Source organism: Chitinophaga sp. H8 (assembly GCF_040567655.1).
Lineage (GTDB): Bacteria > Bacteroidota > Bacteroidia > Chitinophagales > Chitinophagaceae > Chitinophaga > Chitinophaga defluvii.
Genome location: NZ_JBEXAC010000002.1, coordinates 1,064,957 through 1,087,239 on the forward strand (window position 1 = coordinate 1,064,957; position 22,283 = coordinate 1,087,239).

General features: G+C 44.5%; 23 protein-coding genes and 1 riboswitch. Of the genes, 9 read left to right on the plus strand and 14 right to left on the minus strand.

Going from position 1 to position 22,283, the window contains the following annotated elements:
• Positions 1–110 precede the first annotated feature (110 nt).
• Complete coding sequence (locus tag ABR189_RS18195; protein ID WP_354661893.1) at positions 111–1,010, plus strand: hypothetical protein; 900 nt, start codon at positions 111–113, stop codon at positions 1,008–1,010.
• Positions 1,011–1,020: 10 nt separating this feature from the next.
• On the opposite strand, the gene ABR189_RS18200 is transcribed toward ABR189_RS18195, so the two are convergent.
• Positions 1,021–1,692, minus strand: coding sequence for an RNA polymerase sigma factor (locus ABR189_RS18200; protein WP_354661894.1), 672 nt, complete (start codon positions 1,690–1,692; stop codon positions 1,021–1,023).
• Between the two features lie 108 nt (positions 1,693–1,800).
• Between ABR189_RS18200 and ABR189_RS18205 the strand changes: the two genes are divergently transcribed.
• Positions 1,801–2,199: a hypothetical protein gene (locus ABR189_RS18205; protein ID WP_354661895.1), complete on the plus strand. Its 399-nt coding sequence runs from the start codon at positions 1,801–1,803 to the stop codon at positions 2,197–2,199.
• 166 nt (positions 2,200–2,365) lie between these two features.
• Here the strand turns inward: ABR189_RS18205 and ABR189_RS18210 are convergent, their stop codons facing one another.
• From ABR189_RS18210 to ABR189_RS18220, 3 genes are all read right to left on the minus strand, one after another.
• The gene (locus tag ABR189_RS18210) at positions 2,366–2,845 is read right to left on the minus strand and encodes a copper resistance protein NlpE N-terminal domain-containing protein (RefSeq protein ID WP_354661896.1); all 480 of its coding nucleotides are present in this window, start codon (positions 2,843–2,845) and stop codon (positions 2,366–2,368) included.
• Positions 2,846–2,972: 127 nt separating this feature from the next.
• Positions 2,973–4,115: an esterase-like activity of phytase family protein gene (locus ABR189_RS18215; RefSeq protein WP_354661897.1), complete on the minus strand. Its 1,143-nt coding sequence runs from the start codon at positions 4,113–4,115 to the stop codon at positions 2,973–2,975.
• 283 nt (positions 4,116–4,398) lie between these two features.
• Positions 4,399–4,554 (minus strand): lmo0937 family membrane protein, encoded by a 156-nt coding sequence (locus ABR189_RS18220; RefSeq protein ID WP_354661898.1) that lies wholly within the window; start codon positions 4,552–4,554, stop codon positions 4,399–4,401.
• Positions 4,555–4,847: 293 nt separating this feature from the next.
• Between ABR189_RS18220 and ABR189_RS18225 the strand changes: the two genes are divergently transcribed.
• Positions 4,848–5,312 carry a ferritin-like domain-containing protein gene (locus ABR189_RS18225; protein WP_354661899.1) on the plus strand — a complete coding sequence of 155 codons (465 nt, stop codon included), beginning with the start codon at positions 4,848–4,850 and terminating at the stop codon, positions 5,310–5,312.
• A 292-nt stretch (positions 5,313–5,604) separates the two neighbouring features.
• On the opposite strand, the gene thiH is transcribed toward ABR189_RS18225, so the two are convergent.
• From thiH to thiS, 7 genes are all read right to left on the minus strand, one after another.
• Positions 5,605–6,720 carry a 2-iminoacetate synthase ThiH gene (thiH, locus tag ABR189_RS18230; RefSeq protein WP_354661900.1) on the minus strand — a complete coding sequence of 372 codons (1,116 nt, stop codon included), beginning with the start codon at positions 6,718–6,720 and terminating at the stop codon, positions 5,605–5,607.
• Between the two features lie 183 nt (positions 6,721–6,903).
• Entirely contained in the window at positions 6,904–7,677 is a 774-nt protein-coding gene (locus tag ABR189_RS18235; RefSeq protein WP_354661901.1) for a thiazole synthase, read from the minus strand.
• Positions 7,665–8,309 (minus strand): thiamine phosphate synthase, encoded by a 645-nt coding sequence (locus ABR189_RS18240; RefSeq protein WP_354661902.1) that lies wholly within the window; start codon positions 8,307–8,309, stop codon positions 7,665–7,667. The genes ABR189_RS18235 and ABR189_RS18240 overlap by 13 nt, the downstream gene beginning before the upstream one ends.
• A complete protein-coding gene (locus ABR189_RS18245; RefSeq protein WP_354661903.1) occupies positions 8,306–9,055 on the minus strand; it encodes a hydroxymethylpyrimidine/phosphomethylpyrimidine kinase in 750 nt (249 codons plus the stop codon). Before ABR189_RS18245 ends, ABR189_RS18240 begins: the two co-directional genes overlap by 4 nt.
• Positions 9,028–9,642 carry a thiamine phosphate synthase gene (locus ABR189_RS18250; protein ID WP_354661904.1) on the minus strand — a complete coding sequence of 205 codons (615 nt, stop codon included), beginning with the start codon at positions 9,640–9,642 and terminating at the stop codon, positions 9,028–9,030. The genes ABR189_RS18245 and ABR189_RS18250 overlap by 28 nt, the downstream gene beginning before the upstream one ends.
• Before the next feature lie 147 nt (positions 9,643–9,789).
• Positions 9,790–11,769 (minus strand): phosphomethylpyrimidine synthase ThiC, encoded by a 1,980-nt coding sequence (gene thiC / locus ABR189_RS18255; protein WP_435575330.1) that lies wholly within the window; start codon positions 11,767–11,769, stop codon positions 9,790–9,792.
• 134 nt (positions 11,770–11,903) lie between these two features.
• Positions 11,904–12,107: a sulfur carrier protein ThiS gene (thiS, locus tag ABR189_RS18260; protein WP_354661905.1), complete on the minus strand. Its 204-nt coding sequence runs from the start codon at positions 12,105–12,107 to the stop codon at positions 11,904–11,906.
• A gap of 52 nt (positions 12,108–12,159) precedes the next feature.
• Positions 12,160–12,263: riboswitch (TPP riboswitch) on the minus strand.
• 405 nt (positions 12,264–12,668) lie between these two features.
• Here thiS and ABR189_RS18265 point away from each other — a divergent pair.
• Positions 12,669–13,127 (plus strand): lipocalin-like domain-containing protein, encoded by a 459-nt coding sequence (locus ABR189_RS18265; RefSeq protein WP_354661906.1) that lies wholly within the window; start codon positions 12,669–12,671, stop codon positions 13,125–13,127.
• A gap of 13 nt (positions 13,128–13,140) precedes the next feature.
• On the opposite strand, the gene ABR189_RS18270 is transcribed toward ABR189_RS18265, so the two are convergent.
• From ABR189_RS18270 to dnaN, 3 genes are all read right to left on the minus strand, one after another.
• The gene (locus tag ABR189_RS18270; RefSeq protein WP_354661907.1) at positions 13,141–13,392 is read right to left on the minus strand and encodes a hypothetical protein; all 252 of its coding nucleotides are present in this window, start codon (positions 13,390–13,392) and stop codon (positions 13,141–13,143) included.
• A gap of 60 nt (positions 13,393–13,452) precedes the next feature.
• Positions 13,453–14,292, minus strand: a complete 840-nt coding sequence (locus tag ABR189_RS18275; RefSeq protein WP_354661908.1) for a sterol desaturase family protein — start codon at positions 14,290–14,292, stop codon at positions 13,453–13,455.
• A 670-nt stretch (positions 14,293–14,962) separates the two neighbouring features.
• Complete coding sequence (gene dnaN, locus ABR189_RS18280) at positions 14,963–16,081, minus strand: DNA polymerase III subunit beta (RefSeq protein WP_354661909.1); 1,119 nt, start codon at positions 16,079–16,081, stop codon at positions 14,963–14,965.
• Positions 16,082–16,505: 424 nt separating this feature from the next.
• On the opposite strand from dnaN, the gene ABR189_RS18285 reads away from it, so the two are divergent.
• The 5 genes from ABR189_RS18285 to ABR189_RS18305 all read left to right on the plus strand — a co-directional run bounded on the left by ABR189_RS18285 (position 16,506) and on the right by ABR189_RS18305 (position 22,197).
• A complete protein-coding gene (locus tag ABR189_RS18285) occupies positions 16,506–17,765 on the plus strand; it encodes a pyridoxal phosphate-dependent aminotransferase (RefSeq protein WP_354661910.1) in 1,260 nt (419 codons plus the stop codon).
• 531 nt (positions 17,766–18,296) lie between these two features.
• Positions 18,297–18,905, plus strand: a complete 609-nt coding sequence (locus ABR189_RS18290) for a TetR/AcrR family transcriptional regulator (RefSeq protein ID WP_354661911.1) — start codon at positions 18,297–18,299, stop codon at positions 18,903–18,905.
• A 7-nt stretch (positions 18,906–18,912) separates the two neighbouring features.
• Positions 18,913–19,527: a TetR/AcrR family transcriptional regulator gene (locus ABR189_RS18295; protein WP_354661912.1), complete on the plus strand. Its 615-nt coding sequence runs from the start codon at positions 18,913–18,915 to the stop codon at positions 19,525–19,527.
• Positions 19,528–19,675: 148 nt separating this feature from the next.
• Complete coding sequence (locus ABR189_RS18300) at positions 19,676–21,037, plus strand: TolC family protein (RefSeq protein WP_354661913.1); 1,362 nt, start codon at positions 19,676–19,678, stop codon at positions 21,035–21,037.
• Positions 21,038–21,120: 83 nt separating this feature from the next.
• The gene (locus ABR189_RS18305) at positions 21,121–22,197 is read left to right on the plus strand and encodes an efflux RND transporter periplasmic adaptor subunit (RefSeq protein ID WP_354661914.1); all 1,077 of its coding nucleotides are present in this window, start codon (positions 21,121–21,123) and stop codon (positions 22,195–22,197) included.
• The last annotated feature ends 86 nt before the right edge of the window (positions 22,198–22,283 follow it).

A 22,283-nucleotide genomic window follows, 5' to 3' on the forward strand; every position in this document is an offset into this window, starting at 1 on the left:
AGTTAATGGAGTTGGTTCATTGCGTTTCCTATTTTATTTTTTCCCTAATTTCCGGTTATCTATTGTTTAACAAAAATAACCCCCTCATGCAAAGATCATTCTTTAGGTACATGCTATGTACGTTAACCCTCCTCTCCTGTAAAAAAGACCTGACCACTGACAAAGCCCCCGGAAACCAAGTTGACAAGAAGCATCTTCAACTGAATATCAGCGGCTTTAACCAGGAGGTAATGAATTTGAAAAACAGTCAGGCTAAAGTAAGTGCTACAGACTCTCTAAAGGATTACATTTCCTATCTGTACTATCTTGTATTCAATGCTTCCGGCGAAGAGGTGAGCAGAAGGGTACAATATAAAACCCAGGAGCTAGATTTTGGACTTATTACAGATTCTCTTTTGCCGGGATCGTATACTGCATTTATACTGGGCACTCCCAAGAGCCTGCAATTTAATGAAGAACATAAAGGGCTGAATGACTGGCCTAAGAAGCCGCTGACTGCAACCATCATCCGGTACCGGCAGGGAGCAGCCGGTATTCCTTATTGCCCGGAAACCTTTATCCGTAAGCTGAAATTTAATCTGAATAAGGATAGTGTGATATCAGATGTGACCCTGGTACGTAATGTGGGGAAGCTGGAGGTGAATATTGCAGATGCTACCACTGCTCATAAGCTGGAGGTAACCGTGAGTAATCAGCCGGTCTATTATAATATTGACAATGATAATACAGGTCCCGGCCAGGAGGGCTTGGAAGCGGCCAAGGTAAGCAGTAAGAAATATGAAGCGTTTATTTTAAACACTACCACGCCATTTAATGTTACGATACGGTGTTATGATGCTGCTAATATATTGCAGAAAGAAAAAGCAATCAATAATATCCGGTGTTATCCCAACAAGAAAACGGTGCTCACAGGAAAGATATTTGAGACTGCTTTCTCAAATCCTAATCTTTCATTTAAGGTAAGCCTGGAAGACGGCTGGGATGGGCTGGATGTAGAAGTACCATTTTAAGTTATCCCTGTTATATACGTTTCATTACATTATCTACCAGGAGATCGCAACGCTGGTTACCAAATTCAAAAATATCCTTACTGGCAGCTTGTTTGTAAAGGGCATCCTTCAACAGGTTTTTAGCCCGGTGGAGACGAACTTTGACATTGCTGTCGCTGATACCCAGGCAGGCGGCAATGTCACTGTTTTCCATACCTTCTACTTCCTTTAAAACATAGATCACCCGGTATTTGTCTGATAACTGGTCAATGGACCTTTCAATTAACCGGCGTATTTCCTGCTGGATGGCTTGTTTTTCGGGATTCATCTGATGATAATCTGAGAGCTGAAAAATCTTTTCGGAAGTATGACTGGTAGGTTCAGTATAAAGCATCTGATGCTTCCTGGAGTTTCTGATACGTAACAGGGCTTCATTAATACCTATTCTGATCAGCCAGGTAGAGAATGCAGCAGCGCCCTGGTATTGTTGTAGTTTCTCATAGGCTTTAAGGTAGGTATCCTGCATGACATCATTGATATCCTCCTCCTCTTTCAGATAACTTCTGATGGCTCTGTATAATGTTTGATTATAGCGCCGGAGTAAAATCTCGAATAGTTCTTTTTCACCGCTCAGGATACGTTTTACGACCGTATTGTCTGGCATCTTAGAGGACTCGTCGCTTTTGGTCTTTAAAGCTTCCATTTAGTACCTGTTTTAGTCATTAGATACATATTGGCATAGAAAGTTACAGGTTTTTGTAACCAAATGGTGTATTTGGCATCAAATAGGCATCACCTAAACAAATCAATTATGACCACATTGAATCAACAACCTGAAATCCAGCGACTTTGGCAGATCCTTAAGTACACATTTGGATTAGTACCTATTGTTGCCGGGGCGGACAAGTTCTTGAATTTGCTTACCCAGTGGAAAGATTATTTGAATCCGACGGTTGCCAATGCTCTTCCTTTTGATGCCAGTATATTTATGATGATTGTGGGCGTGGTAGAGATTATTGCGGGTATTATGGTACTTACCCAAACAAAGATTGGAGCATATATAGTATCTGCCTGGCTGGTTTTAATTGCACTCAGCCTGATTCTGGGAGGTAGCCATCTTGATGTGGCAGTACGTGACCTGGTAATGGCTATCAGTGCTTATGTGTTAGCTAAGCTCACTGAAGTAACCGGTGCCGGTAAGCCGGCATAAGCATAAATCATTTGCATCGGATAGCCACTTGTTATCCGATGCAGATGATCTTGCTTTACCTTACATAAAGTAATTTCGATATCATTGCAATGTTGCCAATGAAAGGTAGCAGTCAGCTACGCAATAAAATTGCGTATCGCGAAGTTTTACTGTTTTAATGATTTTACTACTTGTGAAATAAACTGTAATTGAGGTCGCCTGCAAATGCTTTCCCATCTTTGTCCAGCATTTTGAGTTCATTGTTGTTGATACGTTGAAAGAAACGTTGCAGGGCTTTGTCTTTTTCCGGGTTGAGTTGAATAATGGAGATATTGGGTGTGGCAGTGATACCTTGTAAAATACCATAACTCCCTTCACTATGAAGGGTAACATCCTTACCTGACTGCATACCCTTATATGTTTCTTCCAGTTTGAAGAGTAAGTCTGCGTTTGGGCCAGCAGGCTGATATAACGACAGTACAGTTACTATACCATTACAATCTGCACAGGGTAAAGTGCCGCTATAGCTTACCCAGCTTTTATCTGCTGTATTGGAAGCGGTATGTGTACTGTCTTCAGTGGTGGTTGTATTCGCTAATTTTTGCTGGCAGGAAGTAATGCTGAATAACAGAACAAAAAGTATCAACAACTGACATAAGGGGTACATGATCAAACTTTTAGATGTTGTGAAAAATGATGGCTTTTCTTTGTAGTGCAACTATGGTTAGTTATACAACACCTGACCCGCCCTAAAAGTTATGAGATTTTGAGGATTACTTATAAAATTAATATTGTTAAGGTATTACCTCAAACAAAAAGAACTGGGATTCTTCTTTATCAGAAAAGTTATTATCTGCAACAAATATCAGGGTGCGGTGCCCGTTAGGCAGAGAGGGGCCAAAAGTAACACCTTCTATATTGTCAATGTATTTGTTCAGACTGTCAAAATTAAAAAGCAGTGTTTTGCTGGCAGGTGTGAAAGCTGTTTGCGTTTGAAGGGCAGTAAACTGGCTGATATCGGTAGCATTTTCCAGGTTAGTAAGGAACAGCCGGATAGTACAATTCCTGGCACCGGTGGAGAAAGATCTTTCGAGGGTTAATAGTTGCTTCGCTGACAGCACCAGAATATCAGAGATACCGTTTATTTTAAAGCCATCTGGAGGAGTAGCAGGCTGGGCCACCGGAGCCAGTTTATAAGCGTATTGGCCAACTGGTTGCCGGGTAGTTGCATCAAACTTAATGATACGGACAAAGGCGTTATTATCTGTAAGGTCAGCCCTGGGGCCATCCTCATACAGTGGTTCTTCCATACTTACGTACAGATATCTGGCATCAGGAGTAAATCCTAAGCCTTCAAAAGCACCGTTGCGGCGTGCCCCTTTTGCGGATGCCTGCATGCGGAATACAGGAGGTAGTGCAAAGGAATCTTTTATTGCACCGGATTGGCTGATTTCATAAACGGCAGGATTATGCAGGATGGTATCTTTTTCATTGACGATGCGTTCGCCTTCGCTGCTCCATACCAGGGTACCTGTTTTCGGATTGATGCGCATCGCTTCTGGATCAGGTGCCAGCATGGGATTGATTTTATTACTTGGAAAAGGTTGCCCGTTGGATTGCCTTAAAGTGGTAACTGCAGTAAACTGAACGCTATCGAAGCGGGTAGCAGAGAAATGGAGTTTTGCAGTGTAATATCTGGCGGGGTTACGTTCAGAGCGGTCATCACAGATGAGATAATATTGTTCTTGTTTTTCATCATAATCGATACCGGAGAGCCCACCCACTAGGGTACCCTGATAGGGCATATTATGTGGTACAATGTATTGTCCGATGTATCTGAGCTGAGTGGGAGCAGCTGTTTGCTGCTGCGATGCTTTGCGGGTTGCAGAACAGCTGATAATACACAATATGGCGGGCAGAAACCAATAAATTCTCATGATAATGCTGCAATTGTTTCAGGCGCTCAAAGATAATTAAATTGTTTGTGCCGGAAGGGTGTGGATAGCAGTGTTTACATAAACGCAATATGAGCAGATAACAGAAAGCATTTTAATGGAGGGTAGCTTATTGGCGGCAACGCTGCCAGTGCCTCTTTATCTGCCGGCAGGTTTTATGGATGCGTTGCCGCCATCAATAGATAGTAGAGTGCCAGGTAATATCTGGCGGGCGGAGGTACTGTTTTGTTATATATCATGCAATGTTGGATGACTATGATCTCAGTTAAAGCGGAGATCTGCCTCTTATAATGTTTACAAGTATAGCAATGATAGCTAATACAAGCAAGGCATGTATCAGGCCACCGGCAGAATAAACAAAGAAACCAAGTACCCATCCGATGATGAGGATTACCGCGATTAAATACAATAAACTGTTCATATCCGAATAATTTGTTTGATAATACCCGTAAAAAATCTGTGCCAATTTTCAAAGCATTTGTTTACAGCTATTATGGTTGAACAGAGCAGGTTTTTTGGGGAAGCTATTCCCCTATATGTGAAAAAACAGGACAGGAAAAAAGGATACCCATGTTGTGGAAATGCAGTGATAACAGCCGTTTGGGCAGATGGTCGCATTTTTGAAGTAATATTTATAACGCGAAATCAGGCAGGTTGGAAAAGTAAATATATCGTTACACCCATCTTATTTAATCACATAAAAAAATTGAAACCATGGAAAATCAGCAAGAAAAAATCATTGAACTATTAGGTGATCTGGTACAAATTAATAATGACCGTATTGAAGGTTACCGTAAGGCAGTAGATCAGACGAAGGATGCCGATCTCAAGGCGTTGTTTAATCGTATGATAGACGATAGTCAGGCGTTTGCGAGCCAGTTGAATGCACAGATTGGTCAATTGGGTGGAACAGGAGAAACAGGTACAACTGTTTCCGGAAAACTGTACCGTACCTGGATGGATGTGAAGGCTACTTTTACGGGTAGTGACCGGCAGTCTATTTTATCTGCCTGTGAATATGGAGAAGATGCAGCGCAACAGGCATACCGGGAAGCATTGAAGAGCGATACTCCTATGCCGTATGGTATCCGGGAATTGATCGCTACGCAGCAAAGCACGCTTAAAAATTCGCATGATACGATCAAAACTTACCGGGATGTGGAAAAGGTGAGCCACTAGGGTAATACTACAGGTAGTATCCTTACGCAGCCATGGAGAGATTATAAAAGTGGTGTCCTACTCGTTGACCGGGTAGGGCATCTTATTTTATACGTTTTGTGCAGGTATGGTGAGGCTGTTCTTTTTGTTCATATTAGTAGCAGATGCTACTGTTGACAGTTGCCCTGCTTATATTCGTTTACTCAACGGATTTTTTCATATGGTTTATAGCGCGGTTTATTTCTATAAGCAGCTAAATTATTGGATTTTGGTACAAAGGGGTTGTTTCCACTTACAGGGAAACAACCTTTTTTTATGAAGATATAAATGCATGATCCCAATCTTTCCATACCGGTTCATATCCTTGCCGGCGTATCATGGCAGCAATGGCAGCGGGGCTTCTTTCATCTGAGATCTCAAACTGTTCCAATGATTGGGGCGCCGCAGCATAACCACCCGGATTAGTTCTGGAGCCTGCACTCATAGAGGTAATACCCAGTTGCACAATATGGTCCCGGAATTTTTCCTGTTCGCGCGTAGAGATGCTGAGTTCTATTTCTCCATTTAGCAAACGGTAAGCGCAGATCAGCTGTACCAGTTCCCGGTTGTTCATTTCCACCTTGGGAGCAAGACCTCCCGAAAAGGGACGTAACCGGGGAAAAGAAATACTATAGCGTGTTTGCCAATACCTTTTTTCCAGGTATTCCAGGTGATGAGCCGTGAAAAAACTATCCGTCCGCCAGTCTTCCAGTCCGATCAACACCCCCAGTCCAATTTTATGGATACCTGCACTGCCCAGCCGGTCGGGCGTTTCCAGGCGGTATTCAAAGTTGGACTTCCTGCCTTTGGGATGATGTTTTTTATAATCCTCCCGGTGATAGGTTTCCTGGTATACCAGTACGGTATGTAGTCCATGGGGAATCAAGCGGCGATAATCTGCCTCATCCAGGGGCTGTACCTCCATAGAGATGTTGGAAAAATGCGGTTTTATCAGTGCCATGGCCTTTTCAAGATAATCCACCCCTACTGTTTGGGCAGCTTCTCCCGTAACCAGCAATACATGGTCATATCCCATTTGTTTGATCACGTGTATTTCCTGCAGGATCTCTGCCCCATTCAGCGTTCTCCGGGGAATTTTATTATCCAGGCTAAATCCGCAGTAGGTGCATATGTTCTGGCATTCATTGGACAGGTACAGCGGTATATACAGCTGGATGGTATTACCAAATCGCTGTAATGTTAATTGCCGGCTGAGCTGTGCCATCTGTTCCAGGTAAGGAGCAGCAGCCGGGGAAATCAATGCTTTGAAATCCTCCAGGGTACGCTTGCTGTTGCCCAATGCCAGTTCTACCTCTTTGGCTGTTTTAGCATAGATGGATGACTTTACGTCTTCCCAGTTGTATTGCTCAAATATGTGTTTGTAGGACATGTGTTTTTTTTAGAGCTTCGAGCTGCTAGCTATGAGCTATGAGCTGTCCGGAGCGGATGTTTATAATTGTGGGTGATGAGTTACGAGCTGCCAGCTAATTTTAGCAAGGGATGGTAATTCGTTGTGGCTTTTTTGCTCCGCTTCAATCGCTCGAAGCTAGTAGCTAGCAGCTTGAAGTTCTACTCATAGCTCCTCTAAAAATGCCACTAACGGACTGGATGCAGCCGCCTGGGTGCTTATTTTTCCCAGTCCGGCCTCATAGGCCCGACGGCCTGCCTCTACCCCTTGTTTAAAAGCAATAGCCATATTTACGGGGTCGCTGGATACTGCGATGGCAGTATTCACCAGCACGGCATCTGCGCCCATCTCCATAGCTTTTGCCGCATCTGAGGGGCTGCCGATACCCGCATCTATGACTACCGGTATATTGCTTTGTTCAATAATGATTTCCAGGAAATCGAATGTTTTTAATCCTTTGTTGCTGCCAATGGGAGCACCCAGGGGCATTACCGCCGCCGTACCTACCTGCTCCAGGCGTTTGCACAGCACAGGGTCAGCATGTATATAGGGTAATACCACAAAGCCCAGTTTCACTAATTGTTCCGCAGCCAGGAGGGTTTCTACCGGATCGGGCATCAGGTAGCGGGGATCAGGATGGATTTCTAGTTTTATCCAGTTGGTTTCCAGGGCTTCTCTTGCCAGTTGGGCAGCATATACTGCTTCTTTTGCCGTGCGCACCCCGGAGGTATTGGGTAGCAGGTGCAGCTGTGGATGTGCCAGGTGTTGCAGCATATCATCCGCTTTATTATGCATATCTACCCTTTTCAGGGCTACAGTTACCAGCTCGCTACCGGAAGCCAGCAGGGCAGCTTCCATGATGCTGGCAGCAGCAAATTTGCCGGTACCGGTAAACAGGCGGGAATTGAATTGCCGCCCGGCTATCATTAATGGTTGCATATGGCAGGTTGATTTAGTTGTTCAAAAATCTGTTTTACGGTCAGTGTTTTATCAGTGGCGTGGGTTACCAGTCCGCTTGCGGCTATACCATGTACACCTGTTTGTTTAATCGTGGCAATGTCGGGCAGGAGGATACCGCCAATGGCGATGACCGGAACAGCGATTTCCTGTTGCCGTAATTGCTCCATAATAGCCAGGTATCCCCCCAGGCCGAGTATAGGACTGAGATTTTGTTTGGTAGTTGTAAAGCGGAAGGGCCCCAGACCTACGTAGCTGGCCCCATCCTGTACATGCTGTAAGATGTCGGCAGTGGTGTTGGCAGTGCCACCAATGATCATGTCTGGTCCGGTGATGCGGCGAGCCTCCGCCACTGTCATATCATTTTTGCCTACGTGAACACCCGCCGCCCCTACGGCTACTGCTACGGAGGGGTAGTCATTAATAATAAGCGTGGCGTCATATTGTTCGCATATTTTTTTTACGCGGAAGGCAATGGGCAGGATGGCTGTTTCTGTAGTTTGTTTTATGCGCAGCTGTATCCAGTTACATCCCGCATCACATGCTGCCTGTATGTTCTCCGCGTGTGAAGCTGCGGGGGAAGATTGTGATATATAATGCAGTGTACTGATCATGAGTGATAGCCTATTAATGATGAATGACTTGATAGAAATTTCTCTGTGTATGCTTTCCCCTGCACACATGCCTCAAAGAGTGGTTGGCCCAGGGCCAGCTGTGCCGTAATAGCAGCAGATAATACACATCCCGACCCATGTTTGGGATATACCGCTGGCGTGATAGGCGGAATGTCTTGTTGGCTGCCATTGGCATAGAGCGTATCCCAACCGTTTTTATCCGGGTGATGCCCTCCTTTCATCAATACGGCACAGTGGCGGGATAATTTTTCTGCCGCCGTGGCCCCGTTTGTTTCTCCGCTCAGCAATAGTGCTTCGTGATAATTGGGGGTGAGCAGGTATATATTTTCCAGCACCTGTTGCCAGGTTTGCTGTTCGATCTCCTGATGGAAGGTATAACCTGCAGAGGCTTTCAGTACCGGGTCCAGCACAATACGGATATCTGGTGTCAGTTGTTGCAGGTGCTCAATGATTTCCAGCAGGGCAGATACGCCGGGCATGATTCCTATTTTGCAAACCTGAACAGGGAATCGTTCCAGCAATGGTGTGACCTGTGCTTTTATTTGGGCTACGGAGGTCCACTCGGCAGATAAAAAGCGCTGATCTGTTTGTACGGTAAGCGCAGTACAAACGCTGAGTCCGTACACTTTATGGGCTTCAAAAGTTTTGATATCTGCCAGCAAACCGGCTCCCCCGCTGGGGTCCAGTCCTGCCAGTGTTAAGGTACAAGCGCGTAGTGATTCCATATTGCCTGAATGCGGTGATAGTTAATAATAGCCCTGGCTGGTTGTTGCCAGATAGCGCCCAGTAATGCTGCCCCATCAAAATGCATTTGCCGGAGCAGGTGAACGTTGGTATGGTCTACTCCTCCCAGTGCAATGATCCTGGCAGTACTCCCTGTTTTATCCAGCCGGGTATCTGCCTTTATTCGGCTGCTATAGCCGGGTTTTGAAATGCTGTTAAACACCGGTCCCAGTAATAATGTATCCCAGATATTTCCCAGTACCGGTATCATAGCAGGGGTGTGTATGCTGGTGCTGGTATGCCAGTGCTGCCGGTTAAAATATTCCATTTGCCGGGAGGTAAGTGTTGCTCTGACCGTTTCACCAACATGCACGCCACCCAGCCCATATTTGCTGCACAGCTCCGGATACTGGCTGATGCGGATTCCTGGATAACAGTCCGGGTCTATACTATCGAGCAGAGCAGCATATTCCTGCACGGACCATCCTGGTTTACGCAGCAGGATGCTACCGGCACCAGCCTGTAGCAGTTCACGAAGGATTTTTGGTTCTTCGTGTATACGTTCCGGAGATGTGATGATGGAAACCATTTTTTTTGAGCTGTTAGCTATTAGCTTTTAGCTATTGGAGCGAATGAATAAAGATTTTTTAGCTGTTGAATAAAGAGTGGTTAGCTATTAGCAAATAATATGTTATCCGCTTGGATCAGCTAAAAGCTAATAGCCAACAGCTAACAGCTATAAATATATTTCCCCTCCCTGCTGGGCGAAAGTGTTAGATTTTTCCTGCATGCCTGCAGCGAATGCCTCTTCTTCCTGTAGCCCTTGTTGTGCAGCAAAGTCGCGCACTTCCTGGGTGATTTTCATGGAACAGAAGTGTGGTCCGCACATAGAGCAGAAGTGGGCAATCTTGGCCCCTTCCGCCGGCAATGTTTCATCATGATAGGTCAATGCTGTTTCCGGGTCCAGGGAGAGGTTGAACTGATCCTGCCAGCGGAATTCGAACCGGGCTTTGCTGAGTGCGTTGTCGCGGTGTTGGGCACCTGGGTGGCCTTTAGCCAGATCGGCAGCATGGGCGGCGATCTTGTAAGTGATTACCCCTTGGCGTACATCTTCTTTATTGGGCAGGCCCAGGTGTTCCTTCGGCGTTACATAACAAAGCATAGCCGTACCAAACCAGCCGATCATGGCGGCGCCGATAGCAGAAGTGATATGATCATAGCCGGGGGCGATGTCGGTAGTTAAAGGACCGAGGGTATAGAAAGGCGCTTCATCGCAATGTTCCAGTTGCTTCACCATATTTTCCTTAATCAGTTGCATGGGCACGTGTCCGGGGCCTTCTATCATCACCTGTACATCATGTTTCCAGGCTATTTTGGTGAGTTCGCCAAGGGTTTCCAGTTCGGCAAACTGTGCCGCATCATTGGCATCAGCAATACAACCAGGGCGGAGGCCATCACCCAGGGAGAAGGAAACGTCATAGGCTTTCATGATCTCACAGATTTCTTCGAAGTGGGTATACAGGAAATTTTCCCGGTGATGTGCCAGGCACCATTTGGCCATGATGGAGCCCCCTCGGGAAACAATCCCGGTGGTACGTTTAGCCGTAAGCGGAATATACCGGAGCAGTACGCCCGCATGGATGGTAAAATAATCTACCCCTTGTTCGGCCTGTTCTATCAGCGTATCCCGGAAGATTTCCCAGGTGAGGTTTTCCGCTTTACCATTTACTTTTTCCAGTGCCTGGTAGATAGGTACAGTGCCGATGGGAACAGGAGAATTGCGGATGATCCATTCGCGGGTAGCATGAATATTTTTTCCGGTGCTGAGGTCCATGATGGTATCAGCGCCCCATCGGCATGACCATACGGCTTTTTCCACTTCTTCTTCAATACCGGAGCTTACCGCAGAGTTACCGATGTTGGCATTTATTTTTACGAGGAAGTTGCGGCCAATGATCATGGGTTCACTTTCGGGGTGATTGATATTAGCAGGGATGATAGCCCTGCCAGCAGCTACCTCCTGGCGTACAAATTCCGGTGTAATGAATTTTACCGGTGTGTTGGCTCCAAAGCTATTGCCTTTATGCTGGTGCCATAGCGGGTTATTGGCCTCAAAGTATTTTTCTGCGCATTGGTTTTCCCGGATGGCGATGTATTCCATTTCGGGAGTGATGATCCCTCTTTTGGCATAATACATTTGCGATACGTTGCTACCTTTTTTTGCACAGAGGGGGGTATGGCCACCATATTTAAAGGATAAAGCATCCTCCTGTTGTGTCAGGTCACGAACAAATTCACTTGAAAAGTCCGGGAGGCGTTCCACATCTCCCCGTTCAAGGATCCAGTTTTCCCGCAGTCTGGGCAAGCCTTTGGTAACATCGATATTGACCTGGGGATCTGTATAAGGCCCGCTGGTATCGTAGAGTACTACTGCCGGATTGGGCACCTCTTCCCCATTTTTACCATGTATACGTGTGTGGCTTAGCGTTACTTCCCGCATAGCTACGTTTACGGGATGCAGGTGTCCTCTTACATAAATCTTATTGGAAGCCGGAAAAGGTGTGCGGCTGATAGAACTTTCGGTTGGGAGCTTATTATTCATGAGAGATGGTTGTTTGAAAAGATTAAATAAATAATAATGAAGCAGGCGCTGGTTCTGGCGGCATTCATCCATATGCGCACGGCGACGATTACCGCGTTTGTAACGCGATAGCATACACGTGAATATGTTTTCAGTATTCCTGTGGAAAGCTATTATACCAGGCATGCACCACAACAGGGCACAGCTACAGCACTGGATGATCTATACCAGACAGGAATAATGAATAGTTGAAAACCGGCATCATTGGATTATCCGCCTTGTGTAGCGCGGATAATGGTGATGTTGTCTGCCGGATGTAAGGATTGTTGTTCCCAGTAGGTTTTGGGCACCACCTGGCTGTTAACAGCCACTGCAATGCCTTTTTGGGCAGATAGTTGAATAAACTGTAAGAGGGCAGCAATGGTTATACCTGGCTGCACCGCATAAAGTTTATTGTTTACAAGCACTTCCATGATTACAGGAGTTTTAAGTGAAACAATAAACTTTAAGGATGTGAATAGATGAGAGCGTTCAGTTACTTTTCCCTACGGCAGTATGAACTGCTTCAGGTACTGAGGGTATCATCTCAGCTTCGCGGCTTGCACCGGGAAACACCCCTAAAGTGAAGTTGTAAAAGTACATACTAATTTTTAATGTTCAAATTAGAATTGTGGGAATGAGGATGAGCAGCGGTATCGGGGGGGCTTCATTCGTTGGCAAATCAGCATTGCGTGGATGCTGTTGATATTGGCGTGTGGTATTGGGTGTAGTGCAAACGGGCATTTATGTTAGTATAGTGAGGATGCTGTTGATATTTACGTGTAGTATCAGGTACAGTACAGGAGGGACTGTCATCAATCAGCATATTTGTATATCTTCACAGCAGAGAATAGCGATTGGTCATTAGCCAAAGGAAATAAACAAAATAGCATATCCATGATTTTTACTAAAGCAGGTATGCTTGTTTGCACATTATTAATTTGCACATTACATTCATGATTAACCGCATTGTTATATTCGTCATGCTAGCAGGTATGATGGCATGTCAGGAAGGTAACCGTTCGCCCAAAACGGATACGGAGGAGTTGGCAGACAGCAGTCTGATAAAAGCAGCAGATAGCAGTAGTGTTGCTATAACAGACAGCACTACCGCTACTGCAGATACACTGTTATTCAGTGCAGATAAGATCATAGGGAGATGGATACAACCCGTACCGGGTGTGGATAAGGAAATGCAGGGGTTTCACCTGAGAAAGGATGGCACAGCCCGCTCCATTAACATGTATACACTGGTGTATGAGAAATGGGCCTTGCAGCACGATACCTTATTATTGTGGAACCATTCGGAAGGTGTAAAAGATACGACCACCATTATTGATACCGCATTAATAAAGGAATTAACAGACAGCACGCTGGTATTGTTTCCGGTAAATGCTGCTGAGGGTTACCGTGAAAAATATACCAGGCAGCCAGACAAAAAGGGTGGCAGATAAATCCGCGTGTCCCTTAATTATACAAGTGCCATATTCCCATCAGGCAGGCCACAATAGCCATGAAAATCCCTGCAGTGGCCATTTGCATATCATCAATGCTTTTACGTCCCATAATCAGGGAAACAATACCCAGTCCAAGTGCCAGCGCACCAAAAACGGTAATGGCAGCGGCGGATTTTGCCACGAAAGAGAAAATAGCAGCCAGTATTCCTACACACAGGGATGCTATGCAGGCTACTCGTGCTAATGTTGTTTGTTGTTGCATATTTGTTGATTTATAGGTTTAAGGAAATAAACTTTCATGTTTTATACAGGGATACTTCATTCAGGATTCCTTGGAAGCCACCGTTTGTTCCGGCTGCCAGTCTTCCAGCTTTTCCCAGGGCACTTTCAGTAAGGGACCTATTTCCTGATAACGGGGGGCCTGGTATTCATCCAGTCCATATTGGATACGGGTAGTATCCGGCACTTTCCTGAATGTACTACATAGGCGGTCCCAGATGGAAAAGATATTCGCATAGTTGGAGTCCGTTTCCGGCTGATACCTGCTGTGATGTACCTTGTGCATATCGGGCGAAACGATTACCCAGCTCAGCGCCTGGTCCAGCCATCCCGGTAGTTTGATATTGGCATGATTGAACTGCGACATAAGTGCAGATATCGTTTGATAAATCATGACCATCCAGATAGGCACTCCCATGGTTATAATCGCTACAAATAATGCAATTACCCGGAAAACACTTTCCACCGGATGATGACGTAATGCGGTGGTAGCATCTATAGCAGTATCAATATGATGGATCTTATGATAATGCCATAGCCATGCTATTTTATGCTGCACCAGATGGATGAGGTAAGCCCCGATAAAATCCAGCATCAGGATAGCGAGGATAGCATGGAGCCATAGCGGCAGCGTTACCAGGTACAATAACCCGAAATGCTGCTCCGTAGTCCACTCACTTGCTTTTACGATCAGAAAGGCAAAGCCCAGGTTGACTGCCGCCGTAGTGAACGTAAAAAACAGGTTGGTACCTGCATGATGGTAACGATTACCTTTAAAGCGGAACCTGGGAATAACGCCTTCTATGATCCATAACAGGAGCAATCCCGCCACTAAAATGATCGTGCGGTAATACGAGGGAATATGTTCGAAAAATTCAACCATATATATACATGCTATTAGCTGATTTAACTAGCTGCGAGCTCCGAGCGACTAGCTTCGAGCTGATTGTGTTATTAAAATAGCTATTAGCTTTTAGCAGTTAGCTATTAGCTGATTGTGTTATTAAAACAGCTATTAGTCTTTAGCAGTTAGCTATTAGCTGATTGTGTTTTGTCTTAGGAAGATGATTAACGGGCTGTGAGCTGATAGCCATGCGCTATGAGCTGAATATTACTTAACTAAATGTACTGTCCTTTCTTGCTGTATGTTACTGTCCTATTACTTGCTTGTTATTTTGAGTTACAAACCTGGATTTTCTAATATTCATTCCTTTTTTCAGGAAGGCTATCTTTGTCTTTCTTTTGAAAAATTACGTCTTTTCAGGCAATAAAAAAAGCCCTCTTTCCCTTACTGGTAAAGAAAAAAGCAACCTCTTTGGGAGAGATTGCTTTATGTATAAAAAGAATAATTTATCTTTTAAATATATTAAAGGAGTTATTAGCTAAAGGCTTTTAGCCTTGGTTCCGGTAACTCCCGGTGAATGGCTGACAATATATAATAAATAAGCAGTGGATAACTTAATAATAACTAATAACATCGCTTCAATCAGCCAACAGCTGCTTCTCTTCGCTTTAATCAGCTAAAAGCTAACTGCTAAAGGCTAACAGCTAGTTTAGTTATTCAGCATCAACGGCATCACCAGCATTAACAGGTCTTCGTTTTCTTCTTTTTCGGAAGGTCTGAGGATACCTGCTTTTGTGGAGGTAGCGAGTTCGATGCTTACTTCGTCCCCTTCTGCCGCGTTGAGCATTTCGATGAGGAACTTGGCATTAAAAGCGATTTGCATATCATCACCGGTATACTGGCAGTTCATGCGTTCATTACCTTCAAAGGAGAAGTCCACATCCTGGGCAGAAAGCTGGAGTTCGCTGCCGGTGATATTTAAAGCTACCTGGTTGGTGCTCTTATTGGCAAACACGCCTACTCTTTTCAGCGCGTTCTGGAAGTCGCTTTTAGCCACAGTGAGGCGGTAAGGATTATCTTTTGGTATCACCACTTTATAGTCAGGGAACCGGGCGTCGATAAGACGGCAGATCATCTGCGCACCATCATGGGCCACAAAGAAGTGGTTCTGGCTGTAGGATACTTTTATTTCAGAGTCGTTATCCGGCAGGGCTGTTTTCAGCAAGCTCAATGGCTTTTTAGGTACGATAAAGCTATCTGCCTGCGGGCATAATACATCCAGTCTTACGTATTTTACCAGGCGATGTGCGTCGGTAGCTACGAAGGTGAGGCTGTTTTGACCTATTTCGAAAAATACACCTGTCATAGAAGGGCGTAAGTCGTCGTTACTTACGGCAAACAGGGTTTTATTAATAGCGGTTACCAGTGCGGTAGACTTCATGGTGAAGGAAGTAGTATCATCCGCAGTAGGTTCTTTGGGGAAATTCTCAGGGTTTTCGCCCATTACTTTGTACTTACCGTTGTCGGAAGTGATTTCAACAGCATACGAATTCAGGTCGATGTGGAATGTCAACGGCTGATCCGGCAGGTTTTTCAGGGAGTCCATCAAAATCTTGGCGGGGATACAGATACGTCCGTTTTCTTTGGCTTCTACCTCCATCTTTACCCTCATGACAGTTTCCAGGTCAGTAGCTACTACTGTCAATTCGTTTTTGTCAATCAGAAAAAGGAAATCTTCCAATATGGGTAAAACTGTATTGGAGTTAATAACACCGCTGATCTGTTGCAATTGTTTTAACAAAGTAGAGGAAGAAACAATAAATTTCATGTGTATATAATTTGTCTTTTCAATAGTCCGTTGAAAACAGCCACTGTCGTATGGTTTACGGCTGTTATTTAATTTTTATATCAAGTGTAACCGCAAGTATGGAAGCTTGCTGGCCTACCTGGTTCCCACAAAATTGCTGTAAATGTAATGCAAACAAAGATAGAAAGTTTTGTCATTCCCCCTAATTTCATCTGTTATCAAACGGATGGCTTTTAGCGTGTAATAGTGGCGGGTAGTGGTATTATTCCAAAGTGGTATGTTAGACGGACTGACAAGTTTTCTTTCTTTTATTGAGATTATTCTAAAATAAGAAGTATAATATTGAATATTACGAAAAGAATGGCCAATATCTTTTAATTTATGTTCAGATCGGTTACTTTTGCGGCGCTGAAAAAATTTTATTTCAAACTTAAAATTGCTGGTTATGAAACTGTCTCATTTAGCCGAAACTCTGATTGGATCCGAAATTATTAAATTGGCCGGTGAGATTAAGGAGAAGCAGGCGAAGGGAGAAAAGATATATAATTTTACGATTGGAGATTTTGATCCAAAGGTATTTCCCATTCCGGTTGAATTTGAACAGGAAATCATAACTGCCTATAAGGAGCATTATACCAATTATCCCCCTGCGGATGGTATTGCCGAATTAAGAAAAGCAGTAGGTGATTTTATCGATGAGCGCGAAGGGCTGGCTTATGATCCTGCCAAGGAAATTGTGATTTCCTGCGGTGGCCGTCCTATCATCTACGCTACCTACAGAACGATTGTAGACAGGGGGGAAAAGATTGTATATGCAACCCCTTCCTGGAACAATAACCACTACACCCACTTCCTCGAAGCAGAGCACGTAGTGCTGGAAACCACTCCGGAAAATGACTTTATGCCTACCGCTGCAGAGCTGAAGCCTTTATTGAAAGGTGCTACCCTGCTGGCATTATGTTCTCCGCAGAACCCTACCGGTACCGCCTTCGGCAAGCAACAGCTGGAAGAAATATGCGACCTGGTACTGGCAGAGAATAAAAGCCGTGGCGAAGGTGAAAAGCCTTTATACGTTATGTTTGACCAGATGTATTGGGTACTTACTTTTGGCCAGACACACCACTACAACCCGGTGTCACTCCGTCCGGAAATGAAGAACTATACTATTTTTATCGATGGTATGAGTAAGGCATTTGCTGCTACCGGCGTAAGAGTAGGCTGGGCTTTAGGACCTGCACACGTGATCGGTAAAATGAAATCCATTCTTTCTCACGTAGGTGCCTGGAGCCCTATGGCAGAGCAGAAAGCGGCCGCCCGCTACCTGGTGCAGAAAGAAAATGTAGATAAATACCTGGTTCACTTTAAAGGTGAAGTAGAAGAAAGACTGCAAAAGATCTATGAAGGTTTTGACCGTCTGAAAGCTGCAGGCCATCAAGTAGAAGCAATTGCCCCACAGGCAGCTATCTACCTGACCATCAAACTGGATCTGGCAGGCAAACAAACTGCGGATGGTAAAGTCCTGAACGATCAGGCTGCGGTTACTTCCTACATCCTGGATGAAGCTAAACTGGCAGTAGTGCCTTTCTATGCTTTTGGTGCGGCTAAAAACTCACCCTGGTACCGCCTTAGCGTAGGTACCTGCGTAAAAGAAGAAATTCCTGCTATGCTGGATAAATTACAGGCAGCACTGGAAAAACTGAAATAATACACCTGTTTTTAACAGTTGCATAATAAATTACACCCCGGACGGCAGTTATATCTGTCATCCGGGGATTTTTTTAGCTTTTAGCAGTTAGCTATCAGCTTTTAGCTGAATGCAGCGGGAAAGAGCTGTTAGCTTTTAGCCTTTAGCTTTTAGCTGAATGCAGCGGAAGGTTCAATGATAGTTATATGCTAATGATCTGTTGCCTGTGTGGTAATTTTGCCCCACAGGATGTTTTTGTTATACCCATTTCATAGCCTTTTATGCTCTATTCATACTCTATCTATGCTTTAACTATGCTTTAACCATGCTTTAACTATGCTTCAAGGTAGGCGTAGCCCACTTCCTCCTCCTTTCCTGGTAATTCCTGCTGTTCAGTATTTATTTGTTTCATTTTCAATGTATTAGATATAGATTCTGACTTTCTGACTTTTGTCATCGAAAAGTTAAATAACTGTTAAATGGTCAACTAGTGTTACTAATTCAATAAAACGTTGTACTTTTGACTTATAAACTTAAAAAGTCAGAAAGTTAATGCAAACAGAGACCAAAGATGGAATGAGGGAAAAGATCCTGGAGGCGGCTCTGAAGCGTTTTACTCATTACGGCGCTTCTAAAACCACCATGAACGAGATTGCAGATGATCTGCACTGTTCAAAGGCATCTTTATATTATTATTTCCCGGATAAAAATGCCATGCACTTTGCCGTGTTGCAAAAGATAGGTGAAGTGTATTTCCAGGAAATGGAAAAAGAAACCAGGCAGATCACAACAGCTGCCGAGGCATTGATGAATATTATTGCCATCCGCCAGAATTTTGTACAGAAATTTTGCAGGCTGGAGTTATTTAAAATATTACAGGACGCTTCCCTGGCTTTCCATGATGAGCTGGTAAAAGCCAAAGAAAGGGAAGTAGCCATACATGCTGCTATTATAAATGCAGGGATTGAGCGTGGAGAATTTCATGTAGCAGACCCCAATGAAACAGCGAGGTTATTAGCAGAGGCATTGATGGGATTACGGTATTCCGTACTGGACCATGTGCGTTCCGATTCCAGTTTTACAGATGAGGAGTTTGAGCTGGTTATTAAAAAGCAGCAGTTGCTAGCCACCATTTTTATTAAAGGATTAAAACAACCATAACTATATCATGGAAGTGAAGGAAAGAATATTAGACGCCGCATTAAAAATGTTCCGTACGTACGGGATGAAAAGTGTGACGATGTTTGATATTGCCCGCGACTGTGGTATCTCCAAAAAAACGGTATACGAGCATTTTACCGATAAGCAGGGATTAGTGAAAGAGAGTATGCAGTTTATGCTGGATGAGCAACTGGAAACCTACCGCGTTTGCCAGGAGTCTGCACAAAATGCGATTGAAGAATTAATAAATGGATTGAAGAGTATAGAGTGGCTGGCTAAAACAGTGAATCCGGTGATGCTGTATGAAGTAGAGAAGTATCACCCCGAAACCTGGAAAGCCGTGCAGGAGTTTAAGCAGGATGGCGTATTAAGAAACATTAAAGAGAATCTGAAAAGGGGCATTGCGGAAGGCCTATACCGCAACGACCTGAAAATAGATATTGTGGCACGGATGCGGCAATTGCAGCTGGAATCAGCTTTTGATCCGGCACAGTACCCGGCCGATCAGTTTAATCTGCATGAAGTAATGTACCAGGTATCTGCACATTACATCCTGGGGATTGCCACCTTAAAAGGGCATAAACTGGTGAACCAATATCTGCAGATTAACGAAACGGATTAACGAAGCATACACACACACATTTTATAACTATCTCCTTGGGCCGGCAGCCATAACAGGTATGCCGCCTGGCGGATGCCTTGTCTGAAACGTACGGCAGTCATGGCAAAAGATAGCTGTAAACACACACAAAAACTGAAGTTATAAAAAGATGAAAAGGTTAAAATTATCACTTATACTGCTATTAGGCGTAGGCGTGTTAAATGGGTATGCACAAACGGAGCTTACACTACAGCAGGCCCTGCAATATGCACTGTCAAATAATCAGCAGCTGTCCCGCACCAGGATGGAAGAAGACATGGGGCGTCTGAAAACCAGCGAAATCAGGGCACAGGCTTTACCGCAGATCAATGGTAACGCCAAGTATACCAACAACATCAAGAATGCCGTGATCCCCGTACCCGGCGAAATGGTAGGCAAACCAGCAGGTACTACTGAATTGTTGCCCATGGGATTGCAACACAACGTAACTGCGGGCGCTGATCTGAGTCAACAGATCTTCAACCAATCCGTATTTACAGGACTGAAAGCAGCAAAGTCGGGCGAAGAATATTACAAAATGCAAACGGCACTTTCTGAAGAAACGGTGATCTACAACGTCACACAACTGTATTACCAGACACTCGTTACCCGCGAAAAAATGAATGTGCTGGATGCTAATATTGACAAGATCTCCAAGCTACTCGAAACGACCGCTTCCCAGGTTAAGAACGGCCTTGCCAAGAAAATTGATGAGGACCGTATGAAGGTAAACCTGACCAACTATAAAACGCAACGTACCCAATTGATGAATCAATTGCAGGTACAGGCTAACCAGCTGAAACAAAGCATGGGCATGGCTATAGAAACAGAGATATCATTACCCAGAACTTCTTTTGCAGAGATTGAAAAGAAAACAGCTACTGCTGTAGACTTTGGTGGGTTGAATCTGGACAACAGAACAGAGTATAAATTATTAAAGAAACAGGAAGAGCTGCAGGGTATGCAAAAGAAAGCATATATCGCAGAGTACTACCCTTCCCTTTCTGCTTTTGCCAACTACTCTTACAATGGATTAAGTAATAAGTTCGATTTCTTAAAATCCGGCGCTAACTCCACTGCCAATATGTATAGTATGGCGGCAGTAGGGGTAACCCTGAAGATCCCCATCTTTGATGGTTTTGCCCGCCGCTCCAAAGTAAGTCAGGCTAATGTTACACTGCGCCAGCTGAACAAACAGATCGAAGAAACTTCCCTGGCCCTGAACACCGCTTACGCCAATGCCAAGCTCCAGGTACAGAACAACCTGACCACTATACGGGCACAGCAGGAAAACGTAGACCTGGCCAATGAGGTATACAGCTCTACCCAAAATAATTACAACCTGGGTTTAGCTAATCTGACCGACCTGCTGGATGCTGAAACATCACTTACAGCTGCACAGAATAATTACAATGAGGCCCTGCTGCAATACAAGCTGGCCGAGCTGGACATTATCAAATCCAATGGTGGTCTTAAAACCCTTTTAAACTAATTATAAACGAAAACACAGCATACCCGCTGCTGTTCCAGGTAAACGGGTAAGCGAAAGCAATAAAACACACAAACTATTTTCAAATGAAGAAAATTATTATCTGGAGTGCTGTAACGATAGGTGCCTTGGTATTGATCATGTGGAAGCTGAACGCGAATAAAAAAGCTAACGAAGCAAAAACAGAATTTGTAAAACAAAGTAATAGCGGGGATGTACCCGTGCTGGTAAGCAAAGTATCTAAGGTGGATTACTCACAGGGCTTTATGGCCAACGGTAATTTTGAACCTATCCGCGAGCTGACCTATATGGCAGAAGTATCCGGCCGTATTACCAAACTGCTGGTAGATGAAGGCAGTTATGTAAAACAAGGCCAGGTGATTGCGCTGATAGATGGCGAAATCCTGGGTACTGATCTGGAATCTGCTAAGGTAAACCTGGAGCAGCTGAAAGTAGATAAGGAAAGATATGAGAGTGCCTTTAAAACCGGTGGGGTTACCCAGAAACAGGTGGATGATGCCCGTTTGCAATACGACCTGGCTGCTACCAGATACAATGCTGCGAGCCGCCGTATCCGTGATACAAATGTAAAAGCGCCTATCCAGGGTACTATCAATAAAAAATATGTAGAACAAGGAGCATACCTGTCGTTAGGTACCAAGATGTTTGACATCGTAGACGTAGCCCGTCTGAAACTGGAGGTAACTGTTCCGGAAGCACAGGTGATTCACCTGAGCAAAGGCGATAAAGTGAAAGTAACTTCCAATGTATTCCCGGAAGCAAGTTATGAAGGCCGCATCACTTTTATTGCTGCCAAAGGTGATAACACCCTTAACTACCCCGTACAGATGGAAGTCACCAATATAGACAGTAAATCACTGAAAGCAGGCATGTATGGCACTGCCCACTTCGATATTCCTAATGTGGCACCGGCTATCATTATACCACGTACCGCTTTTGTGGGTGGTGTAAACAGTAACCAGGTGTATGTGATGGACAACAATACCGCCAAATTACGGAAGGTAATTGCCGGCCGTATTATGGGCGACCAGGTAGAAATACGGGAAGGATTGAACGAAGGTGATGTAGTCATCACCAGCGGCCAGATCAACCTGGTAGATGGAACCAAAGTGGTAGTGCAGCAGGATGTTGCCACCAAATAAAGCGTACGCGAAAATATTGCTGCAGCTGGATACCGGAAGCTGAAAGGTATTCAGATACAATGGACAGGTTTAAGGTTTCCGATAAA

What these genes read in the sequence shown, in the direction of transcription:
- ABR189_RS18245 (WP_354661903.1), bottom strand. Translation starts at nt 9,055, where the DNA reads ATGGAATCACTACGCGCTTGTACCTTAACACTGGCAGGACTGGACCCC.
- ABR189_RS18215 (WP_354661897.1), bottom strand. Translation starts at nt 4,115, where the DNA reads ATGAGAATTTATTGGTTTCTGCCCGCCATATTGTGTATTATCAGCTGT.
- ABR189_RS18235 (WP_354661901.1), bottom strand. Translation starts at nt 7,677, where the DNA reads ATGCAACCATTAATGATAGCCGGGCGGCAATTCAATTCCCGCCTGTTT.
- ABR189_RS18250 (WP_354661904.1), bottom strand. Translation starts at nt 9,642, where the DNA reads ATGGTTTCCATCATCACATCTCCGGAACGTATACACGAAGAACCAAAA.
- ABR189_RS18225 (WP_354661899.1), top strand. Translation starts at nt 4,848, where the DNA reads ATGGAAAATCAGCAAGAAAAAATCATTGAACTATTAGGTGATCTGGTA.
- ABR189_RS18275 (WP_354661908.1), bottom strand. Translation starts at nt 14,292, where the DNA reads ATGGTTGAATTTTTCGAACATATTCCCTCGTATTACCGCACGATCATT.
- thiH (WP_354661900.1), bottom strand. Translation starts at nt 6,720, where the DNA reads ATGTCCTACAAACACATATTTGAGCAATACAACTGGGAAGACGTAAAG.
- ABR189_RS18220 (WP_354661898.1), bottom strand. Translation starts at nt 4,554, where the DNA reads ATGAACAGTTTATTGTATTTAATCGCGGTAATCCTCATCATCGGATGG.
- ABR189_RS18240 (WP_354661902.1), bottom strand. Translation starts at nt 8,309, where the DNA reads ATGATCAGTACACTGCATTATATATCACAATCTTCCCCCGCAGCTTCA.
- ABR189_RS18210 (WP_354661896.1), bottom strand. Translation starts at nt 2,845, where the DNA reads ATGTACCCCTTATGTCAGTTGTTGATACTTTTTGTTCTGTTATTCAGC.
- ABR189_RS18305 (WP_354661914.1), top strand. Translation starts at nt 21,121, where the DNA reads ATGAAGAAAATTATTATCTGGAGTGCTGTAACGATAGGTGCCTTGGTA.
- dnaN (WP_354661909.1), bottom strand. Translation starts at nt 16,081, where the DNA reads ATGAAATTTATTGTTTCTTCCTCTACTTTGTTAAAACAATTGCAACAG.
- thiS (WP_354661905.1), bottom strand. Translation starts at nt 12,107, where the DNA reads ATGGAAGTGCTTGTAAACAATAAACTTTATGCGGTGCAGCCAGGTATA.
- ABR189_RS18290 (WP_354661911.1), top strand. Translation starts at nt 18,297, where the DNA reads ATGCAAACAGAGACCAAAGATGGAATGAGGGAAAAGATCCTGGAGGCG.
- thiC (WP_435575330.1), bottom strand. Translation starts at nt 11,769, where the DNA reads ATGCTATCGCGTTACAAACGCGGTAATCGTCGCCGTGCGCATATGGAT.
- ABR189_RS18270 (WP_354661907.1), bottom strand. Translation starts at nt 13,392, where the DNA reads ATGCAACAACAAACAACATTAGCACGAGTAGCCTGCATAGCATCCCTG.
- ABR189_RS18200 (WP_354661894.1), bottom strand. Translation starts at nt 1,692, where the DNA reads ATGGAAGCTTTAAAGACCAAAAGCGACGAGTCCTCTAAGATGCCAGAC.
- ABR189_RS18265 (WP_354661906.1), top strand. Translation starts at nt 12,669, where the DNA reads ATGATGGCATGTCAGGAAGGTAACCGTTCGCCCAAAACGGATACGGAG.
- ABR189_RS18295 (WP_354661912.1), top strand. Translation starts at nt 18,913, where the DNA reads ATGGAAGTGAAGGAAAGAATATTAGACGCCGCATTAAAAATGTTCCGT.
- ABR189_RS18205 (WP_354661895.1), top strand. Translation starts at nt 1,801, where the DNA reads ATGACCACATTGAATCAACAACCTGAAATCCAGCGACTTTGGCAGATC.
- ABR189_RS18300 (WP_354661913.1), top strand. Translation starts at nt 19,676, where the DNA reads ATGAAAAGGTTAAAATTATCACTTATACTGCTATTAGGCGTAGGCGTG.
- ABR189_RS18195 (WP_354661893.1), top strand. Translation starts at nt 111, where the DNA reads ATGCTATGTACGTTAACCCTCCTCTCCTGTAAAAAAGACCTGACCACT.
- ABR189_RS18285 (WP_354661910.1), top strand. Translation starts at nt 16,506, where the DNA reads ATGAAACTGTCTCATTTAGCCGAAACTCTGATTGGATCCGAAATTATT.